This window comes from Verrucomicrobiia bacterium (genome assembly GCA_035460805.1).
In the GTDB taxonomy this organism is placed as follows: Bacteria; Patescibacteriota; UBA1384; order CAILIB01; family CAILIB01; genus DATHWI01.
Map to the genome: position 1 here is coordinate 1 of DATHWI010000079.1, position 21,853 is coordinate 21,853.

Annotated in this window: 38 protein-coding genes; all 38 read right to left on the minus strand. The window is 52.5% G+C overall.

What is annotated here, in order from left to right; translation table 11 throughout:
• Positions 1–564, minus strand: a 564-nt coding sequence (locus VLA04_02825; GenBank protein ID HSI20614.1) for a hypothetical protein, incomplete at its 3' end; no start/stop codon positions are given.
• Complete coding sequence (locus VLA04_02830) at positions 561–1,268, minus strand: pseudouridine synthase (GenBank protein ID HSI20615.1); 708 nt, start codon at positions 1,266–1,268, stop codon at positions 561–563. The genes VLA04_02830 and VLA04_02825, both read right to left, overlap by 4 nt.
• On the minus strand, positions 1,268–2,656 hold the full coding sequence (gene aspS, locus VLA04_02835) for an aspartate--tRNA ligase (GenBank protein HSI20616.1): 1,389 nt from the start codon (positions 2,654–2,656) through the stop codon (positions 1,268–1,270). The genes VLA04_02830 and aspS overlap by 1 nt, the downstream gene beginning before the upstream one ends.
• Positions 2,653–5,031: a phenylalanine--tRNA ligase subunit beta gene (pheT, locus tag VLA04_02840; GenBank protein ID HSI20617.1), complete on the minus strand. Its 2,379-nt coding sequence runs from the start codon at positions 5,029–5,031 to the stop codon at positions 2,653–2,655. Before pheT ends, aspS begins: the two co-directional genes overlap by 4 nt.
• Entirely contained in the window at positions 5,028–6,035 is a 1,008-nt protein-coding gene (pheS, locus tag VLA04_02845; GenBank protein ID HSI20618.1) for a phenylalanine--tRNA ligase subunit alpha, read from the minus strand. Before pheS ends, pheT begins: the two co-directional genes overlap by 4 nt.
• Positions 6,019–6,423 carry a hypothetical protein gene (locus tag VLA04_02850; protein HSI20619.1) on the minus strand — a complete coding sequence of 135 codons (405 nt, stop codon included), beginning with the start codon at positions 6,421–6,423 and terminating at the stop codon, positions 6,019–6,021. The genes pheS and VLA04_02850 overlap by 17 nt, the downstream gene beginning before the upstream one ends.
• 27 nt (positions 6,424–6,450) lie before the next feature.
• Positions 6,451–6,771 (minus strand): ribosome-binding factor A, encoded by a 321-nt coding sequence (locus VLA04_02855; GenBank protein ID HSI20620.1) that lies wholly within the window; start codon positions 6,769–6,771, stop codon positions 6,451–6,453.
• 12 nt (positions 6,772–6,783) lie between these two features.
• Complete coding sequence (gene rpsI, locus VLA04_02860) at positions 6,784–7,167, minus strand: 30S ribosomal protein S9 (protein HSI20621.1); 384 nt, start codon at positions 7,165–7,167, stop codon at positions 6,784–6,786.
• A 2-nt stretch (positions 7,168–7,169) separates the two neighbouring features.
• On the minus strand, positions 7,170–7,595 hold the full coding sequence (rplM, locus tag VLA04_02865) for a 50S ribosomal protein L13 (GenBank protein ID HSI20622.1): 426 nt from the start codon (positions 7,593–7,595) through the stop codon (positions 7,170–7,172).
• Between the two features lie 3 nt (positions 7,596–7,598).
• Positions 7,599–8,024, minus strand: coding sequence for a 50S ribosomal protein L17 (gene rplQ, locus VLA04_02870; GenBank protein HSI20623.1), 426 nt, complete (start codon positions 8,022–8,024; stop codon positions 7,599–7,601).
• Between the two features lie 6 nt (positions 8,025–8,030).
• A complete protein-coding gene (locus tag VLA04_02875; protein HSI20624.1) occupies positions 8,031–8,975 on the minus strand; it encodes a DNA-directed RNA polymerase subunit alpha in 945 nt (314 codons plus the stop codon).
• 35 nt (positions 8,976–9,010) lie between these two features.
• Positions 9,011–9,607: a 30S ribosomal protein S4 gene (rpsD, locus tag VLA04_02880; protein ID HSI20625.1), complete on the minus strand. Its 597-nt coding sequence runs from the start codon at positions 9,605–9,607 to the stop codon at positions 9,011–9,013.
• A gap of 11 nt (positions 9,608–9,618) precedes the next feature.
• Complete coding sequence (gene rpsK / locus VLA04_02885) at positions 9,619–10,020, minus strand: 30S ribosomal protein S11 (GenBank protein ID HSI20626.1); 402 nt, start codon at positions 10,018–10,020, stop codon at positions 9,619–9,621.
• Positions 10,021–10,041: 21 nt separating this feature from the next.
• The gene (gene rpsM, locus VLA04_02890; protein ID HSI20627.1) at positions 10,042–10,428 is read right to left on the minus strand and encodes a 30S ribosomal protein S13; all 387 of its coding nucleotides are present in this window, start codon (positions 10,426–10,428) and stop codon (positions 10,042–10,044) included.
• Positions 10,429–10,442: 14 nt separating this feature from the next.
• Positions 10,443–10,556 (minus strand): 50S ribosomal protein L36, encoded by a 114-nt coding sequence (gene rpmJ, locus VLA04_02895; GenBank protein ID HSI20628.1) that lies wholly within the window; start codon positions 10,554–10,556, stop codon positions 10,443–10,445.
• Positions 10,557–10,560: 4 nt separating this feature from the next.
• Entirely contained in the window at positions 10,561–10,848 is a 288-nt protein-coding gene (gene infA / locus VLA04_02900) for a translation initiation factor IF-1 (GenBank protein HSI20629.1), read from the minus strand.
• Between the two features lie 91 nt (positions 10,849–10,939).
• Complete coding sequence (locus VLA04_02905; protein HSI20630.1) at positions 10,940–11,386, minus strand: hypothetical protein; 447 nt, start codon at positions 11,384–11,386, stop codon at positions 10,940–10,942.
• Between the two features lie 2 nt (positions 11,387–11,388).
• Entirely contained in the window at positions 11,389–12,132 is a 744-nt protein-coding gene (gene map, locus VLA04_02910; GenBank protein HSI20631.1) for a type I methionyl aminopeptidase, read from the minus strand.
• A complete protein-coding gene (locus VLA04_02915) occupies positions 12,119–12,703 on the minus strand; it encodes a nucleoside monophosphate kinase (protein ID HSI20632.1) in 585 nt (194 codons plus the stop codon). The genes map and VLA04_02915 overlap by 14 nt, the downstream gene beginning before the upstream one ends.
• A 3-nt stretch (positions 12,704–12,706) precedes the next feature.
• Positions 12,707–13,996, minus strand: coding sequence for a preprotein translocase subunit SecY (secY, locus tag VLA04_02920; protein HSI20633.1), 1,290 nt, complete (start codon positions 13,994–13,996; stop codon positions 12,707–12,709).
• 30 nt (positions 13,997–14,026) lie between these two features.
• Entirely contained in the window at positions 14,027–14,458 is a 432-nt protein-coding gene (gene rplO / locus VLA04_02925) for a 50S ribosomal protein L15 (protein HSI20634.1), read from the minus strand.
• A gap of 3 nt (positions 14,459–14,461) precedes the next feature.
• Positions 14,462–14,935: a 30S ribosomal protein S5 gene (gene rpsE / locus VLA04_02930; protein HSI20635.1), complete on the minus strand. Its 474-nt coding sequence runs from the start codon at positions 14,933–14,935 to the stop codon at positions 14,462–14,464.
• Positions 14,936–14,944: 9 nt separating this feature from the next.
• Positions 14,945–15,298: a 50S ribosomal protein L18 gene (gene rplR / locus VLA04_02935; GenBank protein HSI20636.1), complete on the minus strand. Its 354-nt coding sequence runs from the start codon at positions 15,296–15,298 to the stop codon at positions 14,945–14,947.
• 3 nt (positions 15,299–15,301) lie between these two features.
• Positions 15,302–15,838, minus strand: coding sequence for a 50S ribosomal protein L6 (rplF, locus tag VLA04_02940; GenBank protein HSI20637.1), 537 nt, complete (start codon positions 15,836–15,838; stop codon positions 15,302–15,304).
• A 9-nt stretch (positions 15,839–15,847) separates the two neighbouring features.
• Complete coding sequence (rpsH, locus tag VLA04_02945) at positions 15,848–16,219, minus strand: 30S ribosomal protein S8 (protein ID HSI20638.1); 372 nt, start codon at positions 16,217–16,219, stop codon at positions 15,848–15,850.
• 4 nt (positions 16,220–16,223) lie between these two features.
• Positions 16,224–16,409 (minus strand): type Z 30S ribosomal protein S14, encoded by a 186-nt coding sequence (locus tag VLA04_02950; GenBank protein HSI20639.1) that lies wholly within the window; start codon positions 16,407–16,409, stop codon positions 16,224–16,226.
• Positions 16,410–16,414: 5 nt separating this feature from the next.
• Positions 16,415–16,954: a 50S ribosomal protein L5 gene (rplE, locus tag VLA04_02955; GenBank protein ID HSI20640.1), complete on the minus strand. Its 540-nt coding sequence runs from the start codon at positions 16,952–16,954 to the stop codon at positions 16,415–16,417.
• 5 nt (positions 16,955–16,959) lie between these two features.
• Positions 16,960–17,232, minus strand: a complete 273-nt coding sequence (gene rplX / locus VLA04_02960) for a 50S ribosomal protein L24 (GenBank protein ID HSI20641.1) — start codon at positions 17,230–17,232, stop codon at positions 16,960–16,962.
• Positions 17,233–17,244: 12 nt separating this feature from the next.
• Complete coding sequence (rplN, locus tag VLA04_02965) at positions 17,245–17,613, minus strand: 50S ribosomal protein L14 (protein HSI20642.1); 369 nt, start codon at positions 17,611–17,613, stop codon at positions 17,245–17,247.
• A 68-nt stretch (positions 17,614–17,681) separates the two neighbouring features.
• Positions 17,682–17,915 (minus strand): 30S ribosomal protein S17, encoded by a 234-nt coding sequence (gene rpsQ / locus VLA04_02970; GenBank protein HSI20643.1) that lies wholly within the window; start codon positions 17,913–17,915, stop codon positions 17,682–17,684.
• Entirely contained in the window at positions 17,912–18,331 is a 420-nt protein-coding gene (gene rplP / locus VLA04_02975; GenBank protein HSI20644.1) for a 50S ribosomal protein L16, read from the minus strand. The genes rpsQ and rplP overlap by 4 nt, the downstream gene beginning before the upstream one ends.
• A 3-nt stretch (positions 18,332–18,334) precedes the next feature.
• Positions 18,335–19,039: a 30S ribosomal protein S3 gene (gene rpsC / locus VLA04_02980; GenBank protein HSI20645.1), complete on the minus strand. Its 705-nt coding sequence runs from the start codon at positions 19,037–19,039 to the stop codon at positions 18,335–18,337.
• A 2-nt stretch (positions 19,040–19,041) separates the two neighbouring features.
• Complete coding sequence (gene rplV / locus VLA04_02985; protein ID HSI20646.1) at positions 19,042–19,455, minus strand: 50S ribosomal protein L22; 414 nt, start codon at positions 19,453–19,455, stop codon at positions 19,042–19,044.
• 2 nt (positions 19,456–19,457) lie between these two features.
• Complete coding sequence (gene rpsS, locus VLA04_02990) at positions 19,458–19,733, minus strand: 30S ribosomal protein S19 (protein ID HSI20647.1); 276 nt, start codon at positions 19,731–19,733, stop codon at positions 19,458–19,460.
• Between the two features lie 2 nt (positions 19,734–19,735).
• The gene (gene rplB, locus VLA04_02995) at positions 19,736–20,569 is read right to left on the minus strand and encodes a 50S ribosomal protein L2 (GenBank protein ID HSI20648.1); all 834 of its coding nucleotides are present in this window, start codon (positions 20,567–20,569) and stop codon (positions 19,736–19,738) included.
• 2 nt (positions 20,570–20,571) lie between these two features.
• Complete coding sequence (gene rplW / locus VLA04_03000; protein HSI20649.1) at positions 20,572–20,889, minus strand: 50S ribosomal protein L23; 318 nt, start codon at positions 20,887–20,889, stop codon at positions 20,572–20,574.
• Positions 20,886–21,524, minus strand: coding sequence for a 50S ribosomal protein L4 (rplD, locus tag VLA04_03005; protein ID HSI20650.1), 639 nt, complete (start codon positions 21,522–21,524; stop codon positions 20,886–20,888). The genes rplW and rplD overlap by 4 nt, the downstream gene beginning before the upstream one ends.
• 5 nt (positions 21,525–21,529) lie before the next feature.
• On the minus strand, positions 21,530–21,853 hold a 324-nt coding region (gene rplC, locus VLA04_03010), incomplete at its 5' end, for a 50S ribosomal protein L3 (GenBank protein HSI20651.1).

Sequence of the window (21,853 nt, forward strand, 5' to 3'; positions counted from 1 at the left end):
ATTCATCTCTTCTACAAAGCGGGCAACGCGCTCTTCACGGGGCGCGCTTGGGTTTGCGAGAAGGCGTCCGCCACCGTACTCAGCGAGGGCCATGGCTGCATCGTTCCCCGAAACAAGAAGTGCACCCTTAAGGAGGCTGTCGATGGTGATCTTCTCACCAGGCCGCAGGTTCATGAGCGAGCCAATTTGAAAGGCTGCTTCCCTACTCACCACAATCTCATCGGAAGTCTGCCCCATGCGCGCAATTACATACGTCGTCATGAGCTTGGTAGTACTGGCGATAGGTACCTGAAGATTGGCATCCTTACCTTCAAGAAGCTTGCCACTGTCGGGGTTGTACAGTGCATAGCGTCGCGCCTGGATAGTAGGTGCCTTGGCTTCTGAGCGTACCGGGTACGGCAATGGCGTAGGTGTCACCGATACTTCGGAGCTGGAGGCGCCTAGGACCCGGTCTGTGCTTACTGGTTTAGAACGCATGAAAGCCAGTCCTACCCATGCGCTAAAGGCAAGGATGACAGACAGGGAGATACTTCCGAGGGAGGTAAGGACAGTTGTTCGCTTCATGCTAACAGCTTGTAGTCAGATGGGCCGAGCTTGCGCCATTCACCGGGTTTAAGAGTGCCGAGAGTGAGATGGCTGATACGGATACGAATGAGGCGCTTAACCGAGATGTCTACACTGGCACACATCCGTCGGATGAGGTGGTGGCGCCCCTCATGGACCGTAATCACAAAGACCAGTATACCACGGTCAAAGCTCTTAATGGAGAGAGAATCAGCTTTGGCTTCTCCATCCCCTAGTCGAACACCTTTTAAGAGTCGGTTTTTGACAAGCTCTGGGTCGCCTTGCGGGTCAAACTCGCCATGAACCTCATATTCCTTCTGATGTTCAAACTTGGGATGGGTAAGCTGGGCAGTGAGGTCGCCATTATTACTGAGAAGAATGAGGCCTTCACTATCTCTGTCCAACCTTCCTATGGGATAGACGGGAGGGTTCTCTGGTACGAGCCCTGTCACAATCTCCTCATTTCGTTGCTGCACTCGGCTGCAGACTACGCCGCGAGGTTTGTAGAGAGCATAGGTTACCCGCTCCGTTTTCTTGAGTAGCTTCCCGTTTACCGCTATGACATCACTCTCTTCCACCTGCGTCCCCATGCTGGTGACAACTGCTCCGTTAACAGTAACTGACCCACGCTCAATAAGAGCATCGGCGCCCCGCCGTGAGGCGAGGCCGCTTGCTGCTAGTACCTTATTGAGTCGTATTGCCATTACTCTATGACCTTGAGGCCAAGTTCCTTGAGTTGCTCAGGCTGGAGACTGGAAGGGGCGCTCATGAGAGGGTCCCTGCTCTCGCCGCTCTTAGGGAAAGCGATGATCTCACGGATGTTAGACTCGCCACGCATAATCATGACAAAGCGGTCGAATCCCCAGGCAATGCCACCGTGCGGAGGCGCACCAAAGGACATGGCCTGAATCATATGGCCAAAGTCACGGTCGATCGATTCTGTGCTGTACCCCATGATTTCGAAAGTCTTTCGGATACCTTCAGGGTTATGATTACGGATGCTCCCACCTCCAATTTCAAAACCATTCAGCACTACGTCGTATTGGGTAGTGAGGATATCAGGGATATTCTCACCCGCCATAAACTGATCCATGTGCTCAGGCTTTGGAAGGGAGAATGGGTTGTGGGTGAAGGTCCACCCGCCTTCCTCAGTCTTCTCAAAGAATGGGAAATCAATTACCCAACAGAAGGCGAGGAGGTTTGAGTCATTTTTGTCTTCCCGTAGGTCCGGCCGGTCTGTGCCGTACTTTTCCATTGCTTCGGCGTAAGAAAGGCGTGGGAACGGGACTTGCTGGATGCGCTTCTCTGGGTAGAGCTCGGTGACCAGCTCAATGAGGATTTTCTCGTTGAGTGCCATAACATCTTCCCGCTCCACAAATGACATCTCCATGTCGAGCTGGGTAAATTCAGGCTGGCGGTCACGTCGTCCATCTTCGTCACGGAAACAACGTGCAATCTGGTAGTAGCGTTCAATGCCGCCCACCATGAGAAGTTGCTTGTACTGCTGAGGGCTCTGCGGAAGGGCAAAGAACATGCCTTTGTGGCGGGTTGGCACTAAGTAGTCACGTGCTCCTTCCGGCGTCGTAGCGGAAAGGTGTGGGGTTTCTACTTCAATGAAGTGCTCTTTCTCCAGTCTGTTCCGAAGGAAGCTTACGATGCGTGCGCGGTCTACTAAGTTATTGCGGACGCGCGATGTTCGCATGTCCAAGTAGCGGTACTTGAGACGCAGTTCCTCTTCCACGTCTGCGGTATCCTCATTTACTGCAAAAGGTGTGACCTGGGACTTGTTGAGGATGCGGACTTCGGTAGCCTGTAACTCAACCGTACCTGTTTCCAGTTCTGGGTTAACGAGTTTTTCGGGACGGGCAGCAACAGTACCGGTAATCTCCACAACATCTTCAGTGCCAGCGGACTTGAGTACTTCATAGCTCTCCCCTGCCCAGCCACCGGAAACTACTTGAAGGAGGCCGGTGCGGTCTCGCAGGTCGATAAAGAGGACCTTGCTATGGTCGCGGATGCGATGCACCCAGCCGGCAACGGTAACGGTTTCCCCTACTTTCCCAACGGTTTCTGTAACGTATATGCGGTTCATGACAATGTGAATGGTTGGAGTGCCTGCTCAAGCCGGGTGTGATGAACTTTAATTTCTTCATCACTCAGTGTGCGGCTGGAGGCGTTATACGTGAGGCGAAGCGTGACGGCTTTGTGACCTTCCTTAAGGGATTTACCCGTAAAGATGTCCGCAATATGCCAGTCACGCACTATATCGGGATCGACAGTGGTGCGGATGGTATCAAGGAGTGCATCGAATGTTGCTACAGGCGAAATGGTGACTGTTAGGTCACGCACACTCACTGGATACTGCGGCATGGGTACGTAGAACTGGCTCTCCTGTGGTAGGGAGAGCAGAGTATCGAGAGTAATCTCTGCGGCAACTATCTCGCGTCCACGGCGGACCTTGTGCTTGGTTACCACCTCCTGGCTAACGAGCGCCAGTGTGCCAATGAGGGTCTCTCCGACATAGATATCGAGTGTATGGCCGGACTCAGCATAGGCGGCACCCTCTCCCTTGCGGTAGGTGGGCTCTGGCAATGAGAGTATGGTGCAAAGACGCTCCAGTGTTCCTTTGAGCTTGCGAATAGCCTGCTCTGCGGTTCCTCCCGTACGGACGAGAAGGGTGAGGGTCTCCTTCTCTTCGTGGGGCGGAAGGAAGGTCTTTCCAATCTCAAAGAGCTGCAACTCAGCCTGGTCGTTATTCACCGTGCCGCAGTCATTCAGCATGCCTACAACGTGGCTTGGCGACAGGTAGGCAGTCTCAGCCGACAGGGGGTTGGGTAGGGCAAGTGCTCCTTCAGGCTTAAAACCTGATTTTTCCAGGGCTTGTGCTGAACAGAATGTAATGTGGAGGGTTTCGCGGTACTGGGCAGCTGCTAGTGCGTGCCGGATAAGGCGCTTTGTCTGGACACTTACGTTCCGGGCAGGAGGTTTTACGGCACCAATAGGAAGCGTATAGGGCAACCGGTCATAACCCCAAATGCGAATGAGTTCTTCAATAACATCCTCAGCCTGGGTTACGTCGCGGCGCCAACTTGGCGGGACGGTGTCAAAGCCTGACTTGGTGAAGGATGGTAACTGGAACCCAAGTTTAATAAGAATGGACTTGCAGTCTGCGGCAGAGATCCGTACGCCCAAGAGTTGGTGGATACGGTCAAAGCTAACGTGGATGCGTGGACGGGGTGAAGAATGGACGCAGGAGTCCACCATTTTACTGGCCACTTTAGCGCCGGCAAGCTCTTGGAGAAGATAGACCGCACGTTTCAGGGCGGTAATGGTAAGTTCGGTATCCAGGCCCTTCTCAAAACGAAGGCTTGCTTCACTCCTCAGTCCTAGGCGGCGGGAGGTCTTGCGGATGCGGGCAGGATTGAAGGTGGCTGCCTCAAGGAGGATGCGGGTAGTGGTTGGTTCAATGCTAAAGCCTGAGCCACCCATAATTCCCGCCAGGCCAATAGGTTCATCCTTCCCATTCACAATAACAATGTCGCCTTCAGCTAGGTCACGCGTAGTATCGTCTAGAATGGCGAGTTTCTCCCCGGTAAGGGCAGAGCGCGCACCAATCGTGCAGGTGCCCTCGCTGTTCATGAGGGTATCGGCATCAAAGGCGTGAAGGGGCTGTCCAACTTCAAGCATGACGTAGTTGGTGATATCCACCACCACGTTAATAGGGCGAATGCCACAGCGGAGGAGGCGCGACTGCATCCACCAAGGAGACGGTTTAACCTGGACATCTTCTAAGGCAATGGCAGAGTAGCGGAAGCAATCCTTATGGTGGCTAAGGCGGAGGTTAATTGCGATGCTCTGGGGACGGCGCATATCAATTGAGGCAATAGAAACCTCCCCGAGGCGACGGCGCTCAAAGGTGGCAACTTCCCGGGCAAGCCCAGCATGGGAGAGAAGGTCTGGCCGGTTCGGAGTGATCTCCAGGTCAATTACGGCATCATCCTCAAAAAGGGCTTTACTGGCTGATGTGCCTGGCTTTACAGGTTCATCAAACACAAAGATACCTTCTGAAGGGAGGGGTACCCCAATCTCCTCGAGCGCACAAAGCATTCCCTCGGAGCGGACGCCGCGAAGCTCTGCCTCCTTAATAGTGAGGGGCTCGCCCGTGGTGGGCTGTAGTGTGGCGCCTGGAAGTGCCACAATCACATGCTGGCCCTCTTCCAAGTTCTTAGCGCCACATACGATGGTCTGCTTTGCCGTGCCTACATCTACAGTGGCTACTCGCAGGCGGTCAGCGTTTGGGTGCTGCTTTACCTTGAGTACTTTGCCTACTACAACATTGTCCAACTTGGTGGACCAGTCAGTAAGTCCCTCGGCTTCAGAGGAGGTCATGCGGAACTTCTCCCCTAACTCAAAGGCAGGAGTGGTTGTGGCAACAAATTCACGCAGCCAAGCTAAGGAGAGGTTCATGGTTTGGGGAATTGATCGAGGAACTGGGCGCTGTTTGAGAACAGGAGCCGGAGGTCTGGAATATGGTGGCGGACCATGAGCGGGCGCTCAAGCGACATGCCAAATGCCCAACCTTGGTAAATCTTGGGATTAATGCCCGCGCGGCGGAGAACATCGGGATGGATCATGCCGCAGCCTCCCATTTCCAACCAGCCGGCGTGCTTTCCTTGAGTGCCAGAGGCACCCTTCCAGCGGATATCTAACTCGGCAGAGGGTTCTGTAAAAGGAAAGTGGTGAGGACGGAAGCGGGTTTCAACATTATCGCCAAAGAGACGCTTCACAAAGTAGTCCAAGATCCCCTTAAGGTCTGCAAAGGTGGTTTGGGTATCAACCATGACAGCATCTATCTGGTGAAACATGGCAGAGTGAGTCTGGTCTGATTCCCGGCGGTAGGTTTTACCGGGCATGACAATGCGGATTGGCAGGTCGCCTTTGGCGAAACGCTTCTTCATCTCCCCTACCTGAATGGCAGTAGTTTGGGTGCGAAGGAGTAGGTCGTCCTTTAAGAAGAAAGAATCATGGCCGTCGCGGGCCGGATGGTGGATCCCAAGGTTGAGGGATTCAAAGTTCTCTTCATCTGTCACAATCTCTGGACCTTCAACCACCTCAAAGGAAAGTTCGCGGAAGATATCTTCCATCTCCTCCATGATGGCGGAAATGGGGTGGATGGTGCCTGCGGAAAGCTGCTCTGCAGGTACGGACATGTCTACCAATCGCTCAATCACCTTCTTTTCAGTGAGTACTTGGGTGAGTTCCTGCTTAAGGGCATTTACTGCGCTTCCAAAAGCCACCTTTTCTTCTGTGGGCAGGCTTGGGATGAGCTTCATGAGCTCTGCAACCTTCCCCTTCCTTCCTAGGTACGCAAAATGCACCTGCTCGCGCGCAGGTGGAGTAGCAGCCTGTTTCCAGGCTTCAAGTGCCTCAGACCGGATGGTCTCTAAGGCTTTGTTATGATTCGCGGTCATAGGAAAGGGTGGCGTGGGGCTTTTTGTCAGCTTGGAAGAAAAATTCAATCAGGATAGCGGCGACAATGAGTGGGATGACATCCCAGAACTGAAAGATACCCAGGGTGTTAAAGAAGAAGCTTAAGATAATGACGAGACAGAGTAACCCGGCCTGTCGCAATGATGTCCACAAGGAGGGATGACTAGCTCGGTGGCTCCGGACAAACCGGATGCCCTGCCAGAGAAAACCTAGAACAATGGTGGACGTGCAGTAGAGGCTTATGAAAAAGAGCCAAAGCTCTGCCGGTGTTGCTTTGTAGGGCGACAGCGTCAAGACGATGGAGGTAAGCTCTGCACTACTGATAATGCCTAAAGCTAACAAGAAAAAGAGTGCAATTCGGGTGCGCATAGCACCTTTACGATACCAGAAGGGAGCCTAGTTGGGGAGTGTACCCAAGGTGGTTTCCTCATCTGGGCGCTGATCTAGCGTAAATGAGATAAACGGAAGCTTGAACCGGGTAAGGGTAACTACAAGGCGATGCTGGTAGTGCCTGGTTCCCTTCTGCAGTTTCTTGAAAACTCCCTCAGGGTCATTCCCAAGAATGCGCACCCACACAGTGGCATAGCGCAAGTTGTGGGATAGGGTTACGCCAGTAATGACAACAAAAGATCCGGGATAGTCGCGCGCAGTCCATGCGGCGAGGTTGTCCCGGATCTCATCTGCCAACCGTGCACCTTTGATGTGCGTGTCAGCCATTGAGCTGTATGCTTAACGCTTGGACCACTGTGGACGACGGCGAGCGCCCTTCAAACCTGGTTTCTTACGCTCTTTTTCACGAGGGTCACGGGTAAGGTAACCAGCCTTGCGGAGGGTTGTCTTGTATTCCTCGTCCATCACAACGATGGCGCGGGCAATACCATGACGAATAGCCTCTTCTTGGCCGGCAGTACCGCCACCGTGCACCTTTACGGAAAGGTCGGCGCCAGAAAGGCCCACGAGGGTAAGTGGAGCAAGGAAGCCTTTGCCTTCAGAGACAACGACTTTCTCGTTAATAGTTACCTTGCCATTACCCTGAGGGTAAAGGCGCACCTGAGCTACGGCCGTCTTACGGCGTCCAGTAGCGTAGTGATAAGCAAGTTTCTTTTCGGCCATGCTTAGTTTCCTTTCTGCAAGTGAGCCACATTCCCCATGTGTGGGTGTTCAGCGCCTGCGTAAACGTGGAGACGCTTGAGCCATTCGCCTTGGAGCTTGTTCTTAGGAAGCATGCCCTTAACGGCGAACTCAATGATTTTAGCAGGATCGTTGATCATAAGATCCTTAGCATACTCAGTCTTGATTCCACCTGGGTGGAAAGAGTGATGGTAGTACGCTTTGGCGTTGATTTTGTTTCCCGTTAGGACAATCTTGGCAGCGTTGATGATGACAACGTGATCGCCACAGTCCATATGGGTTACAAAAGAAGTCTTACCTTTTCCACGGAGAAGGTTAGCTGCTTCTGTGCAGAAGCGTCCCAGTACCTTGCCCTCGGCATCAATGAAGTGCCAGGCTGGTTCGTGTTTGCGAATGGAAGATACTTTCATGGGTTAGGCCTCCTCAGTGTTAGCCTTCTTATTCTTGCGTACAGCAACGTTTGTCTTGGTCTCGGCTGCAATTACTTCCTCAAGAGGAGTAAGGAGAAGCTCGAGCTGCGCCATAGCTGCGCCATCGCCTGGGCGTGGAGCAAGCTTAGTGATGCGGACAAAGCCACTTGTACGGGTACCCCAGCGCTGGGAAAAGTCTTCGAAAAGCTTTGTAACAGCGTTGGCGTCGAAAAGGAGTGCCTTGGCCTGACGGCGGGCAGCAATTGATCCAGAACGGGCCTGGTTCAGTACGCGCTCTGCCATTGGAAGGGCAGCCTTGGCTTTAGCCTCGGTTGTGCGTACCTTTTCGTAGAGAACCAAACTCGACACAATGTTGCGCAGTGTGCGGTCCCGGTTCTCAGATTTTCGCCCTAGTTTTGATGTGTTCATGTGGTATTAGGAAACGCGGGACAGAACCGCCTTTACCTCTTCTACGCCCTTTGCGCCAAGTCCCTTAATGCTCTCGAGTTTGATGTCGGAGAGACGCTTAAGGCCGGAGAGGGTCTTGTACCCTGCTGCGGTGAGCGCGTGAACGGTGCGGCTTGAAAGGCCAGCATCTTCAATCTTTGTCTTTGGGTCAAGGTTGTGAAGAATCATGAAACCGTCTTCTTCAACGATGATTTGCTCGTGCTGCTCTGTTGGAGTAGCGGCGGCCAATTCTGCGTCGCTCATGCCAGCAATAGACTGGTATTGCTGAGTGAGGATAGCAGCTGACTGCTTAAGAGCCTCGGAAGGCATAATGCTGCCGTCGGTCTGGATGTCCAGGAGAAGCTTGTCGAAGTTGGTCATCTGACCTACACGGGTGTTTTCGACGCGGTAGGAAACGGAAAGTACTGGTGAAAAGATACTATCGATGTAAATCTTGCCAACAGTTTTCTCGCGCTCAGTCTTCTTCTCAATGGCTTCATACCCACGGCCGTGCTTTACACCAATCCGCATGGTGACATCTGCACCCTTATCGAGGGTAGCAATGTGGAGTTCTGGGTTTACGACACGGCAGTCACTGTTAGCGCCAAAGTCGGCACCAGTGATGGTCTTACCACCCTTGGCTGTAAGAGTGAGTTCGGCAAAATCGCCTTCAAGCTTAAAGCGGAGCTGCTTCAGGTTAAGAATAATCTGAACAACATCTTCCTTAACGTGAGGGATGGTAGAGAACTCGTGCTGGACGCCATCGATTTCGACGTAATCTACAGCAGAGCCTTCCAAAGATGAGAGAAGGACGCGGCGAAGTGCATTGCCAAGAGTTGAGGCGTAGCCCGGGAAGAGCGGCTCAACAGCAAAGCTGCCCTTGTGCTCCGTCTCCAAAATAGTGGAGGTAATTGGGAGGTTGATCTGTTCCATGGGGTCGGACTTCTTTATGAAGAGAGTACTCCGCGTTAGCGAGAGTAGAACTCCACGATAAGCTGTTCGTTAATAATCGATGGGATTTGTTCTCGCACAGGCATGTCGAGGACTGTAACCTCGTTCTTGCTTGATTTGAGCCAGTTTGGGATGTCGACACTCTGTCCGCGCTCGTCTTCAACGAGTTTGGCCAGTTTGGCATCGACGGACACTACCATACCTGGAAGTACGCGGAAGGAAGGGATGGAAACGCGCTTACCGTTAACAAGGACGTGTCCGTGGTTTACGAACTGACGTGCTTGGTTCTGGGTCATGGCAAAGCCACCTCGGTACAGTACTGTGTCGAGACGGGTCTCGAGAAGCTGCATGAGGGTAAGGCCGATGTTCTGGGACTTGGCGGCAAGCTCGTAGTACTTGCGGAACTGACGCTCAAGGATGCCGTAGATGAACTTGGCTTTCTGCTTCTCCATCAGCTGGAGGTTGTATTCAGATGGACGACTGCGGCGAGCCGTAGGACCATGCTGACCCGGCTTGTAGGGACGACGAGTAAAACCTTCTTCGTTTGTGCGAAGACCGAGCTTTACGCCGAACCGGCGGGAAATTTTGAGTTTAGGACCAATATACCGTGCCATAATGTGTGGGCTTAGACGCGACGCGCCTTCTTAGGACGGCACCCGTTGTGGGGAAGCGGGGTGATGTCGTGGATGGTGTGGATAGCGATACCACTTGCTGAAATGGCACGAAGTGCTGCATCTCGGCCAGTGCCGATACCGGAAACGCGGATCTCGATACCAGAAATGCCCATAGGCTTAATCTTCTCGAGGACCCCGTTTGTTACTTGAGTCGCGGCGTATGGGGTGGACTTACGTGCACCCTTGAATCCCATTGCTCCAGCAGTCCCCCAGGCAAGAACATTGCCGGCGCTATCAGTCATAGTGACTTGAGTGTTGTTGAAGCTGGAGAGAACATGAACAACACCAAGGCCAACGTTCTTTCGAACGGCCTTCTTTCGTCGCGCTGTGGACTTCTTTGCGTTATCTGCCATACGGTCTTATAAATTGAGAGCTTATGTCTTTGCTGCGGAAGGCTTGCGTCCGCTTCCTACGGTAACGCGCTTACCACGGCGGGTACGTGCGTTTGTTTTGGTCCGCTGGCCACGCGCTGGAAGGCGCTTTGCGTGACGGCTACCAACGTAGGAGTTGATATCCTTCAGACGCTTGATGTTGGAAGAGATTTCCCGACGGAGGTCACCCTCTACGGTTTCTTGCTTCTCAATGGCGGCACGGATTTTGTCGAGCTCGTCTTCCGTCAGGTCTTTGGCACGGGTATCAGGGTTGACACCCACCTTGCTGAGGATGGTTTTGCTCTTAGTTGGACCAATACCGTAAATGTAGGTCAGGCTGACCTCAATACGTTTCTCGGTTGGAATGGTTACACCTGCGATACGTGGCATGCGGGGAACAACAATTAACCTTGACGCTGCTTATGGCGTGGGTTGCTGCAGAGCACGAACACTACACCTTTACGGCGTACGATTCGGCACTTATCACAGCGTTTTTTGACAGATGGTGCTACGGTCATGGAGTTACTCTTCGGACTGGCTACTTGCGCGTCGTTTTTCTTCTTTCTGCTTAGAGAGTTCTCGGGCTTCGTCAGGATTGAGACGCGTGACGATACGACCTACGGTAAGGTTGTATGGCGTGAGCTCAACTGTTACCCAGTCTCCAGGGACGATACGGATGTAGTGCATACGCATCTTTCCTGAAAGCTGTGCAAGAATGACGTGTCCCGCTTGGAGCTCGACACGAAACTGCGTGTTGGGGAGAGCTTCTACAACTTCCCCTTGCAGACGAAGGACGTCTTTATTCGGCATCTAGATGTAAGGAATTGGGAACAAGAAACAAAAAGCCTTTCACGAAGGTTCTAATAGACTCTATCAAAGTCTCCAGAGTAATGCAAGGCTTTTACGGGAGTAACCCGCATGAGTGTGTCCGGCATGGGATAAGGTCGTATTCCATGAGGCGCAATGAGCGTTTAGACCCCGAGATATCTGTAGAGAAAAGATACAAAAAGTTTGCTTCGTCTGCAAGGACATGGCTGTCCGTGGAGTCGTTTTTTAGGCTGAGGGACTGTTGAATGCGTTGAGCAGCTTCCGCCTCCGGGGTTCCTTCGATAACTTGGGCAGAAAGTACTGGGCATGATGAGCGGTTATCAGCTGTGCCGTAACAGTCTGTAAAACCCCGTTTCCAGGTTAAAGAACGTAATTCCGAAGGGATATTATCCTCCAGACGAACCGTTGCCTGCCGCTTCACGACTGCTTCCCGCGCAATAATGGCAATAACAATGATGAAAAGTAGACTGAAGAATACCGAGACAAGCCTTAAGATAGGAGTCAGCCTACTAGGTGGCATACTTATCCTGTAATAATTTCAGCTCCGCGGGGCGTAATAATGACCGTGTGCTCAAACTGGGCGGAGAGGGAGTGGTCTGCTGTGACCACAGTCCAGCCGTCAACATCAGTGAAAACACTTCCGGAACCCAGGGTCAGCATGGGCTCGATGGCTAGTACCATCCCCGCACGCAGGAGTGGCCCATCGGTTGGCTTGCCATAATTGGGAACTTCCGGCTCTTCGTGAACCTTATGGCCTACACCATGCCCGGTGAGTGCCCGGACAATGCCAAGGTCATGCGATTCGGCGAACTGTTGTACCGCGCTGCCAATAGCCCCCACTTTTCGGCCAGGCTTGGCGGCGGCAATGCCTGCAGCCAAGGCGTCTTTGGTCAGGTCGAGGAGTCGCTGGGCATCTTCGCTAATTGCTCCTACGGCTACGGTACGCGCCGCATCTACACAGCGGTTATCCAACCAGAGCCCCACGTCGATACCAAGAACATCACCCTCTTTCAGCTTGCGGCCGTCTGGAATGCCGTGCACCACCTCTGCATTAAGGGAGAGGCAGGAGGCATTGGGAAACCCATCAAAGCCAAGGAAGGAAGGTATGCCTCCACCGGCAAGGATTTTCTGATGGATTTCCTTGTCGATATCCCGCAATACTGCCCCAGGGACAGCAAGGGTTTCGGCATACGAAAGGACCTCACCCAAAAGCCTGCCCGCCTTACGGAGGACACGGATGTCTTCAGGTGTCTTAATGAGTGCCATGGAGTGTAGGAAGGTGGGTGGCAAGTGCAGCTTGGATATCGGCAAAGACCTCATCCATACTGCGTTCGCCATTTACCTTAATAAGGGACTGTTGCTCGGCAAGCCGGTCTAGTACCGGTTTGGTTTGGGTATTGAAAGCAGAGAAGCGTTCTTCCAGGGCGGCTGCGGTGTCATCGGAACGGCGGCGGTCTAGTGCACGCTGCATGGCCACCTCAGGACTGACTTCGAGAAGGATACCAAGCGGCTGCGCTACGCCAGCCTTTTCCCAGTGTGGGGCAAGCCCTTCAAGCTGGGTAAGGGTGCGGATGATGCCTGCGCCCACAATGCCGGTTCCCTCTGGAAGCCTCTGCAGGGCAACCTCTACTACCTGGTAAAGGAATTCGTCAGGCAGTAACCTTCCGGCATGGATTTCCTTAGCAAGGAATATGCCAACGGTATCCTGTATTTCCATCCGGCTGCGGAAAAGTGCCCCGGAAGAAATGTGGACCAACCCATAGGTAGCTGCAATCCGGCTAGCTTGTGTATCCTTACCGCTCCCCTGGATTCCAAAGATATGAATATTGGGCAGCATGGACTAGAGGTAGGCGTCGTAGGTGCGGGTAACAACCTGGGCACGAACTTGGCGGAGCACCTCTAGTACTACGGCAACCACAATCAGGAGGCTAGTACCTCCGACAGAAAGGGTGGATACACCAGTAGCGCGCTGAATGACGATAGGAAGTACGGCAATAACAGCTAGGAAGAGTGAGCCAGCTAGGGTGAGCCGTTGGATTACCGTGTACAAGTAGTTCTCGGTATCCAGCCCTGGGCGTGTCCCGGGGATGTAGCCACCTTGTTTCTGTAAGTTCTCTGCCATCTGCTTAGGCTGGAAGATGATGAAGGCGTAGAAGTAGGTAAAGGCAATGACAAGGAAGAAGTACACCGCAGCGTAGTACCACTGGTTGTTGAAGAAGTTGGTGATAGCTAGGCCGATGCTCTGCACTCTCTCTGACTGGGCTTGCTCGAGGAACTTAGCGATAACGGTTGGGAAAAGCACCATGCTTACGGCAAAGATGATAGGTACTACGCCAGTGGCATTAACCTTGATCGGCAAGTGCGTATCTACGCCACCATATGCTTTGGCGCTTTGGGCCCGACGTGCATAGGTTACAGGGATATTCCGTACACCCTCATTCATAACAATGATGAAGATGAGCGCGAGTGCAGCAAGGGCAATGAAGCCGGCGAGTTGGAGGAGTTGATCTACTCCCGCACCGCTGTAAAGCTGGTAGGCCTGATTGATCTGCGCCGGGAACGAAGAAATGATACCCATGGTAATTACCATGGACATACCGTTACCAAGTCCCTGCTCAGAAATAAGTTCACCAATCCACATGAGGAGGAGTGTGCCGCCTGCGGCAATAATCAACATGAAGAGAAGGAACCATGGTGTCCAATCGCCAATGATCCCAGCATTCTTAAGGAAGGTCAGGGTTCCAAAGCCTTGGATAAAGGCAAGTGGGATGGTGGCAAGGCGAGTGTACTGATTGATCTTCTTGCGCCCGTACTCCCCTTCTTTCTGGAGGGCTTCAAGCGATGGGATGACCAGCGTCAAAAGCTGGAAGATAATGGAAGCCGTAATGAACGGTCCAACACCCAACATGGTGATGGAAAAGTTGGTAAGGCCACCGCCAGTAAAAATATTCAGCAATGAAAAAGCTGAGTTAGAGTTCAGGAACTGGGATAGCTGGGACGTATCTACACCTGGGATTGGGATACTCGAAAGGAACCGAGTAGCGGCAATGAGGGCGATTACAATAAAAAACTTCCGTCGCAAGTCAGGCAGACGGAAAAAGGCAGTTAGGGAGGAAAGCGGTGATTTCATGTCAGAATCCATTCTAACCAAAAAAGCTGCTTAGGCAAGCAGCTTCTTGGTGACGGAAAGCTTTCCGTTCTCTGTATCAAAGGTAAGTTTGTGGGTTACCTCTCCGGAGGCACCTACGATTTTCACGCCCTGGGCAGCTTCTTTAGCGGAAATGATTCCCTTTTCAAGAAGTGAGAGGAGCGTTACTTTGTCACCATCGGTGTAGTTTGCTACAACGCGAGCGATGTTTACGGTAACAGGCTTCACGGCTGCGGACTTAAAGCCCTTCAGCTTAGGAAGACGCTGGATAAGGGTGGTGCTACCACCAATGAACGTACGTGGGATGTTGCTGTTCGCACCGGTACGGGCCTTTTGACCCTTTACGCCGCGACCTGCAAAGGTCCCTTTGCCAGAACCGTTACCACGTCCGACACGCTTTGATTTGCGATGAGCGTGGGTTTCAGAAATATCGTGAAGACGCATATCTTACTCCTTGCTCTTAAACTTCGTGAGGGCCTTAAGGGTGGCCATAACGACGTTGATCTTGTTGCTGGAACCAATACTCTTCGAGAGGATGTTCTCGATACCGGCCAGAGTTACCACGGCGCGGACTGCACCACCTGCGATCACAGACGTACCAAGGGCGGCAGGCTTAAGCAATACAATGCTTGCACCGTAGCGCTCTAGTACATCGTGAGGGATGGACTTAGTGCTGGTAATAGGAACGGTAATGAGGTTCTTCTTGGCAGCAAGGGTGGCCTTCTGTACAGCGGACTGTACTTCTGAGCCCTTAGCTACTGCTGCCCCTACGCGGCCCTTCTTGTCACCCACTACGACGAGTGCGCGAAAACGAAGACGGCGGCCACCTTTAACTACGCGGGTAACGCGTCCTACCTCAACAAGCACTTCCTCGAACTCGGAGTGCTCCTTAGGCTGATTGTGTTGCTGTTGCTTACGCATAGTTTTGTCTTAGAAGGTGAGGCCGTTTTCGCGAGCAGCCTCTGCCAATGCAGCGACACGTCCGTGGTACTTGAAGCTTCCGCGGTCAAAACGGACGGCGGTAACTTTCTTTTCCTTAGCGAGTCCGGCAATAGCGGCACCAACGAGCTTGGCAATTTCTGTCTTAGTTGCTTTCTTGTTCTCAATTGTGAGATCAGAAGCAGCGGCGACGGTCATACCTTTGGTATCGTCGATGATCTGCGCATAGATGTGGCGAAGGGTTCGATGCACTGAAAGACGTGGCAGGTCGCTGTGGAGGGCGAGCTTGGCACGTGTCCGTCGGGCGCGTCGGATCCGATTCGCGTGGTTGCGGGCAGTAATCATGGGTTATTTAGCGGCTTTACCGGTTTTACCTGCCTTGCGGCGTACGTGTTCATCGCTAAAGCGGATTCCCTTGCCCTTATAAGGCTCAGGTTTACGGAAGCGGCGGATACGTGCAGCGGTTTCACCAACAAGTTGCTTGTCGATGCCGCTAACGGTAATAACGTTTTTTGTAACAATGAAGTTCACGCCTTCAGGTGCCTCAACGACAACTGGGTGTGAGAAACCAAGGCTCAGGTTGAGGGATGAACCAGCAAGGCTGGCACGCATTCCTACACCGTGGAGTTCAAGGTTGCGGGTCCATCCTGCACTTACACCAGTGACGGCGTTGGAGAGGAGGGCGCGAAGGAGACCGTAGTGAGGACGAGCGGATTCAGCCTCGCAAGCGAGCTGAAGAGTAGACTCTTCCTGGTTTACGGTTACGCCTTCAAAGGAAGGGACAATAAGTGTTCCCTTTGGGCCATTCACAACATACTGCTCTCCTTCGAGAGTGACCGTTGTGTTAGCTGGGAGTGTGATGGGTTGCTTGCCTACGCGTGACATAATCGTTCCTTACGAGACTTCACAGATAAGCTCACCACCAAGGTTCTGGCGACGGGCATTCTTGCCAGTCATCATGCCTTTGGAAGTGGAAACAATCACCATACCTAGCCCGCGGAGTACCATTGGGATGGCAGTGGCAGGAGTATAGAGGCGACGGCCTGGCGTACTGATACGCTTAAGGCTGTGGCGGATACCAGGAACAAGGTCAATGACGATCTTCTTCTTGGCGTCTTCGGTAGCTGTAGCACCCTCAATGTAGCCTTCTGCCTTCAGGATGTCCAAAATGGCCATGCTCTGAGTGGAGAAAGGTACAGTGACCTGAGTGTGGCTTGCGCCCTCAGCGTTCCGAATCGATGTTAGGAGGTTACCAATAGTATCCATAATATTACCAGGAGGCCTTCTTCATGCCCGGAATTTCGCCACGGTGAATTGCCTCACGAAGGCAAAGGCGACAAAGACCGAACTGGCGGTACACGGAGTGAATGCGGCCACACTTCCAGCAACGTCGCTGACGGCGAGTTGAGAATTTTGGAGGGCGGGCTGCCTTAACTTTCAGAGCGGTACGGGCCATGTTCTTTAATTAGTTTGGAAGACAAAACCGAGAGATTCAAACAGGATGCGTGCTGCCTCGGGGCTGCAAGCAGGTGTTACCACCATAGAAACCTGCAGCGGGTGCTGGAAGCTGCCGTTCGCCACTTCTGGGAACACAACGCTGTCCTTAATACCCAAGTGCATACTTCCGTTGGAGGCAATTGAGGAAGGCTTAACACCGCGGAAGTCACGCGTACGTGGCAACACGACTTGTGTTAGCTTGATCATGAAGTCCTGCATGCGCTTACCGCGAAGGGTCACTTTAAGACCAACGGGCATACCCTGGCGGATCTTGAAGCCAGCGATAGCTTTGGTGGACTTAGTAATGACTGCCTTCTGACCGGAGATGGCGGAAAGGAATGCTGCGGCCTCGTCCATATTCTTGCCAGCGGCAAGGATGTCACCTGTACCCATGTTGATCACTACCTTCTCCAGCTTTGGAACAAGGTATGGTGAAACATACTGAGTGTGCTCAGTCAGCTTTGGAACCGCAACGGTTGTGTATTGTTTCTGGTAGGCGTGCATGGGAACTACTTGGTGCGCTCAATTTTATTGGCGCGGACCGGCTTTTCGGTTGCAGGGTCAATTGGCATGACGTTGGAGCAGTGCATAGCTGTTGCCAGCTCTACGATGCCACCACGTGGGTGCTTCTGACTTGGTTTAAGGTGGCGCTTGCGAAGGTTGATACCTGTCACAATTACGCGGTTTGATTCAGAGATTACCTTTTCTACAACACCGCGCTTGCCTTTTTCACGGCCTGCGATGACGAGAACGGAATCACCTTTTTTGAGAGACATTTTCATGGGATGTTTCGCTTACACCACTTCTGGTGCGAGAGAAATAATTTTGCTGTAACCAAGTTCGCGCAGCTCACGTGGGATAGGGCCAAATACGCGGGTTCCGCGTGGGGTCTTATCTGCGTTGATGATAATAGCTGCGTTGTCGTCGAAGCGTACGGTAGAACCGTCGGCGCGCTGTTCGGCGCGGGTAGTGCGGACAATAACTGCCTTTACTACTTCTTTCTTCTTAACGGCACCATTAGGAGAAACAGACTTCACTGAAGCCGAAACGATACAACCAATAGTACCAGCGTCGCGCTTGGCGCCACCTAGTACGGTGATAACCTGGAGCTCTTTGGCACCGGTGTTATCTGCAACTTGTAGTCTTGTGTATGGCTGAATCATATCGGGATCTTAAGTACTTACGTACTTTATCGGAATTTCCTTCTGGAGTCAATCTGTTGGGAAAGCCCTTAGGCTACCGTCCAGTGTTTAATTTTGCTGATTGGGCGGCAAGCAACGATTGTTACGTTGTCTCCCACCTTAACTGCATCGGATTCGTCGTGAGCAATGTAGTGACGAGTCTGGCTGTAGCGCTTCTTATAGATAGGGTGAACTTTCGTTACCTTAACCGCTACCTTAATGGTCTGCGTAGAGCCTTTTTTCACCACAATGCCTTTTACGGTTTGAATTTGCTTATCGCTCATGCAATACCTCGTGCTTTGCTAACAAACTTAGTTCGTACGGAGAGCTTGTGAGCTGCAAGGCGCATAGCCTCTTTTGCAAGCTCTTCAGGTACGCCTGCCATCTCGAAGAGGACGGCGCCAGGGCGGACGACACACACGAAGTGGTCTACTGCACCCTTACCTGATCCCATTACAGACTCACTACCATGGTTGGTAATAGGCTTGTTTGGGAAAATGCGGATCCACACCTGTCCACCACGGCGGATGTGACGGGTCATAGCACGACGGGCAGCTTCGATCTCACGAGCGGAGACCCAACCGGCTGTCTGTGACTGAAGACCATATTCACCGAACACAACGTTGGTACCGCGGGTAGCGACGCCAGCCATTGTGCCACGCTGTGGCTTTCGATATTTGAGTTTCTTTGGACTAAGCATGGTTTATCCCCGGTTGTTGTTATACCGGCTTGGCTGCTCAACAGGTTGTGCAGACGGCATAGTGTCGGACTGGCCAAGGTAGATCCACACTTTGATACCAATGGCACCATAGGTGGTTACAGCTGTAGCCTGGGCGTAGCTAATGTCGCTACGAATAGTCTGAAGTGGGATAGACCCATTGGACATAACTTCGTCGCGAGCAATCTCTGCGCCATTCAAACGGCCGGAAACCTTGATTTTGATACCCTTGGCGCGGCGCTCCATAGTACGCTCAATTGCTTGGCGCATGGCACGCTTTACAGAGATACGACGCTCAAGCTGACCTGCAATGGTATCAGCCACAACCTGGGCTGAGAATTCAGGGATCTTGGTCTCAACAATGTTGAGGCGAAGTCCTACCTTGTCGTTGGTCTTGCGGAGGCGGGCAATAGTAAGCTCTAGCTTGGCTTTGAGCTCCTGTGCACCCTTACCGCTACGACCAATGATAATACCAGGTTTGGCAGTGTGAATGTTCACAACGACATCGCCGCGGTTGCGGAATGTTTCGATGCTACTGATCCCTGAGCGCTTGTACTTCTCAAAGATAACAGTCTTGATTGAGTGGTCTTCCTGAAGACTTGCAACAAGGTTTTTGCCGGCAAACCAGTGGCTTGTCCAGTTCTTGTTGAAACCTAGGCGGAAGCCTGTAGGATTTACTTTCTGTCCCATGGCTATTTCTCCTCTTCGGCTACTTGTGCATCTTCAGTTGGAGTGGCTTGCACCCTGCGCTTTGGGGCGCGAGCAGATGAACCCTCTTCACCCTTCAATACGATGGTGAGGTGGGAGTACTTCTTCATGATGCCAGTGGCACGGCCACGTGAGCGGCTAATGATGCGCTTCAGGGCAGTCCCCTCATCGGCATAGATACGCTGGATAACCAGGGTGTCAGGGTTGAGGTTCTTGTCCTTAGCAGCTTCAATGGCAGCCTTCAGTGACTTCTGGATGTGAATAGCGCCACGCTTAGGAATAAGCGGAAGCAATGCCATAGCATCCTTGGCAGGAAGGTGGCGTACCTTATCTACAACAAGACGCATCTTGCGAGGGGCAACGCGAATGCTCCGAGTTGTGTGCTGAATTTCTATCATGACTATGCTCCGAGCTTGGCCTTCTTGCCACCATGACGGTAGAACTTGCGGGTTGGCGCAAATTCACCGAGCTTGTGGCCAACCATGTCTTCGACAACATACACCGGAAGGTGCTGCTTACCGTTATGCACGGCAATGGTCTTCCCTACCATCTCAGGAGAGATAGTTGAGGAACGGCTCCACGTCTTAATGACGCTTTTGTCACCGGCTACCAACGCAAGGACCCTTTTGAGGAGCTTAGGCTGGATAAACGGGCCTTTTTTGAGAGACCGTGACATGGTTACTTTTTACGACGGCTAATAATAAAGATGTTGGTTGGGTTCTTGCGCTTGCGTGTCTTCACACCAAGAGCGAGTGCACCCCATTGGGTCTTAGGACCACGGCGGAGACCAATTCCATTCACACCTTCACCACCACCGTGTGGGTGGGAGTTAGGGTTCATGGCTTTACCACGGACAGTAGGACGGATGCCAAGATGGCGCTGACGACCTGCTTTACCGATAGTGACTGAGGAGTGGAGGATGTTTCCAACCTGGCCAATGGTGGCCCGGCAGGTGAGGAGTACCTTGCGCATCTCTCCGCTTGCAAGCCTGATGGTAGCATATTTTCCCTCTTTGGCCAAGAGAGTAATAACAGTACCGGCAGAGCGGCCAATCTGGCCACCCTTACCTGGAAGGATCTCAACGTTGTGGATCTGAATACCAAGTGGGATATCAGCCAACGGAAGGGAGTTGCCTGGGCGGATAGGAGCGGCAGAGCCGTTCTGAATCTCGTCGCCCACCTTAAGCTCGAGTGGAGCCAGGATGTAGCGCTTCTCACCATCGGCAAACTCTAGGAGTGCAATACGGCTGGAGCGGTTTGGATCGTACTCAATAGAGACAACCTTGGCTACTACGCCGTCTTTGTCACGCTTGAAGTCGATTTTGCGGTACATGCGGGAAGCTCCGCCGCCTTGGTGGCGGACAGTAATCTTACCGGAGTGGTTGCGGCCTGCCTTGCTAGTGAGCGGGGCAAGAAGTGACTTCTCAGGTGAACGTTTTGTGATCATCGCAAAGTCCTGCGAATCCATGTCGCGACGGCCCGGCGATGTTGGTTTATACTGTCGTACAGCCATGATTACTCCTTACCTTCTGCTGCTTTTTCCTCAGGGAGGTCAAAGGCAGCGATTTTCTGACCAGCGGCAATCCGTACGATTGCTTTCTTGCGAGGGCTTGTCTTACCGACGATACCCTTAAAGCGGCGTACCTTGCCTGGTAGCTTTACGATGCGGACATCGGTAACGGTTACCTTGAAGTCACGCTCAACGATGCGCTTCACAATCTCTTTGGTGAGACCGGATTTAATGCGGAACGTATAGGTGTTCACGGCACCCTTTTCCTCAGAGATACCGGAGTAGCTCTTTTCAGTAACGTGGGGAACTAGGAGGTGCTTCATACGGATGGTGTGAAGTGCTTTTCAAGCGCAGCGACGCTGTCCTTATCCATAAGGATGACGTCGTGGTTCATAACATCGAGGACGTTAAGCTCTGCAACAGTAGTGGAGTGCACCCGAGGAATATTCCGGGTAGACCCAAATACAGCCAGCTCTTCTGTCCCATGGATGTGAAGTACCTTTTTGCCGCTTGTGCCAGGAAGGTTCTTGAGGGCCTCTACCATAACTTTGGTCTTTGGCTTCTCGAAACCGAACTGGTCGATAATAACAATGTTGTTGGATGCAGCCTTAGCAGAAAGCGCACTCATGAAAGCCTTGCGGCGCTCCTGGCGAGGCATGCGGGTCTCAAAGTTCTGGCTGCTCTGTGGACCAAAAATGGTACCACCGTGACGCCAGATAGGGTTACGGGTTGAACCGGAACGGGCACGTCCTGTACCCTTCTGCTTCCAAGGCTTCTTACCACCACCAGATACTTCACCACGAGTTTTCGTGTGAGCAATGGCGCTGCGAAGCATGCCACGTACCCAGGTAACGTAGCGATGGATGAGTTTTTGGTCGACTGGGATTTGGAAGAGTGTTGGAACATCTAGATGTCCTGCTTCTTTCCCGTCGATGGTGTAAATAGTGAATTTTTCCATGGCGGTTACATCAGGGACATCTCAACCAGCGCCCCACGAACACCAGGTACTGGTCCCTTGACCAAGATGATGTTCTGATCGGCAATGATGTCGACAACCTTTACCTTACGGATAGAGATTTGTTCATTTCCCATGTGTCCAGGCATTTTCATGTCCTTGAGCACGTGCTGTGGGAACATGGAACCAATAGAACCAGGTGCGCGATGGTGATCGGAACCGTGGGTCTCTGGACCACGACTGAAGTTGTGGCGCTTAATAACACCCTGGAAACCCTTACCCTTGGAAGTACCCGTTACTTTAACGAGGGACCCAATAGGGAAAGTTGTGGC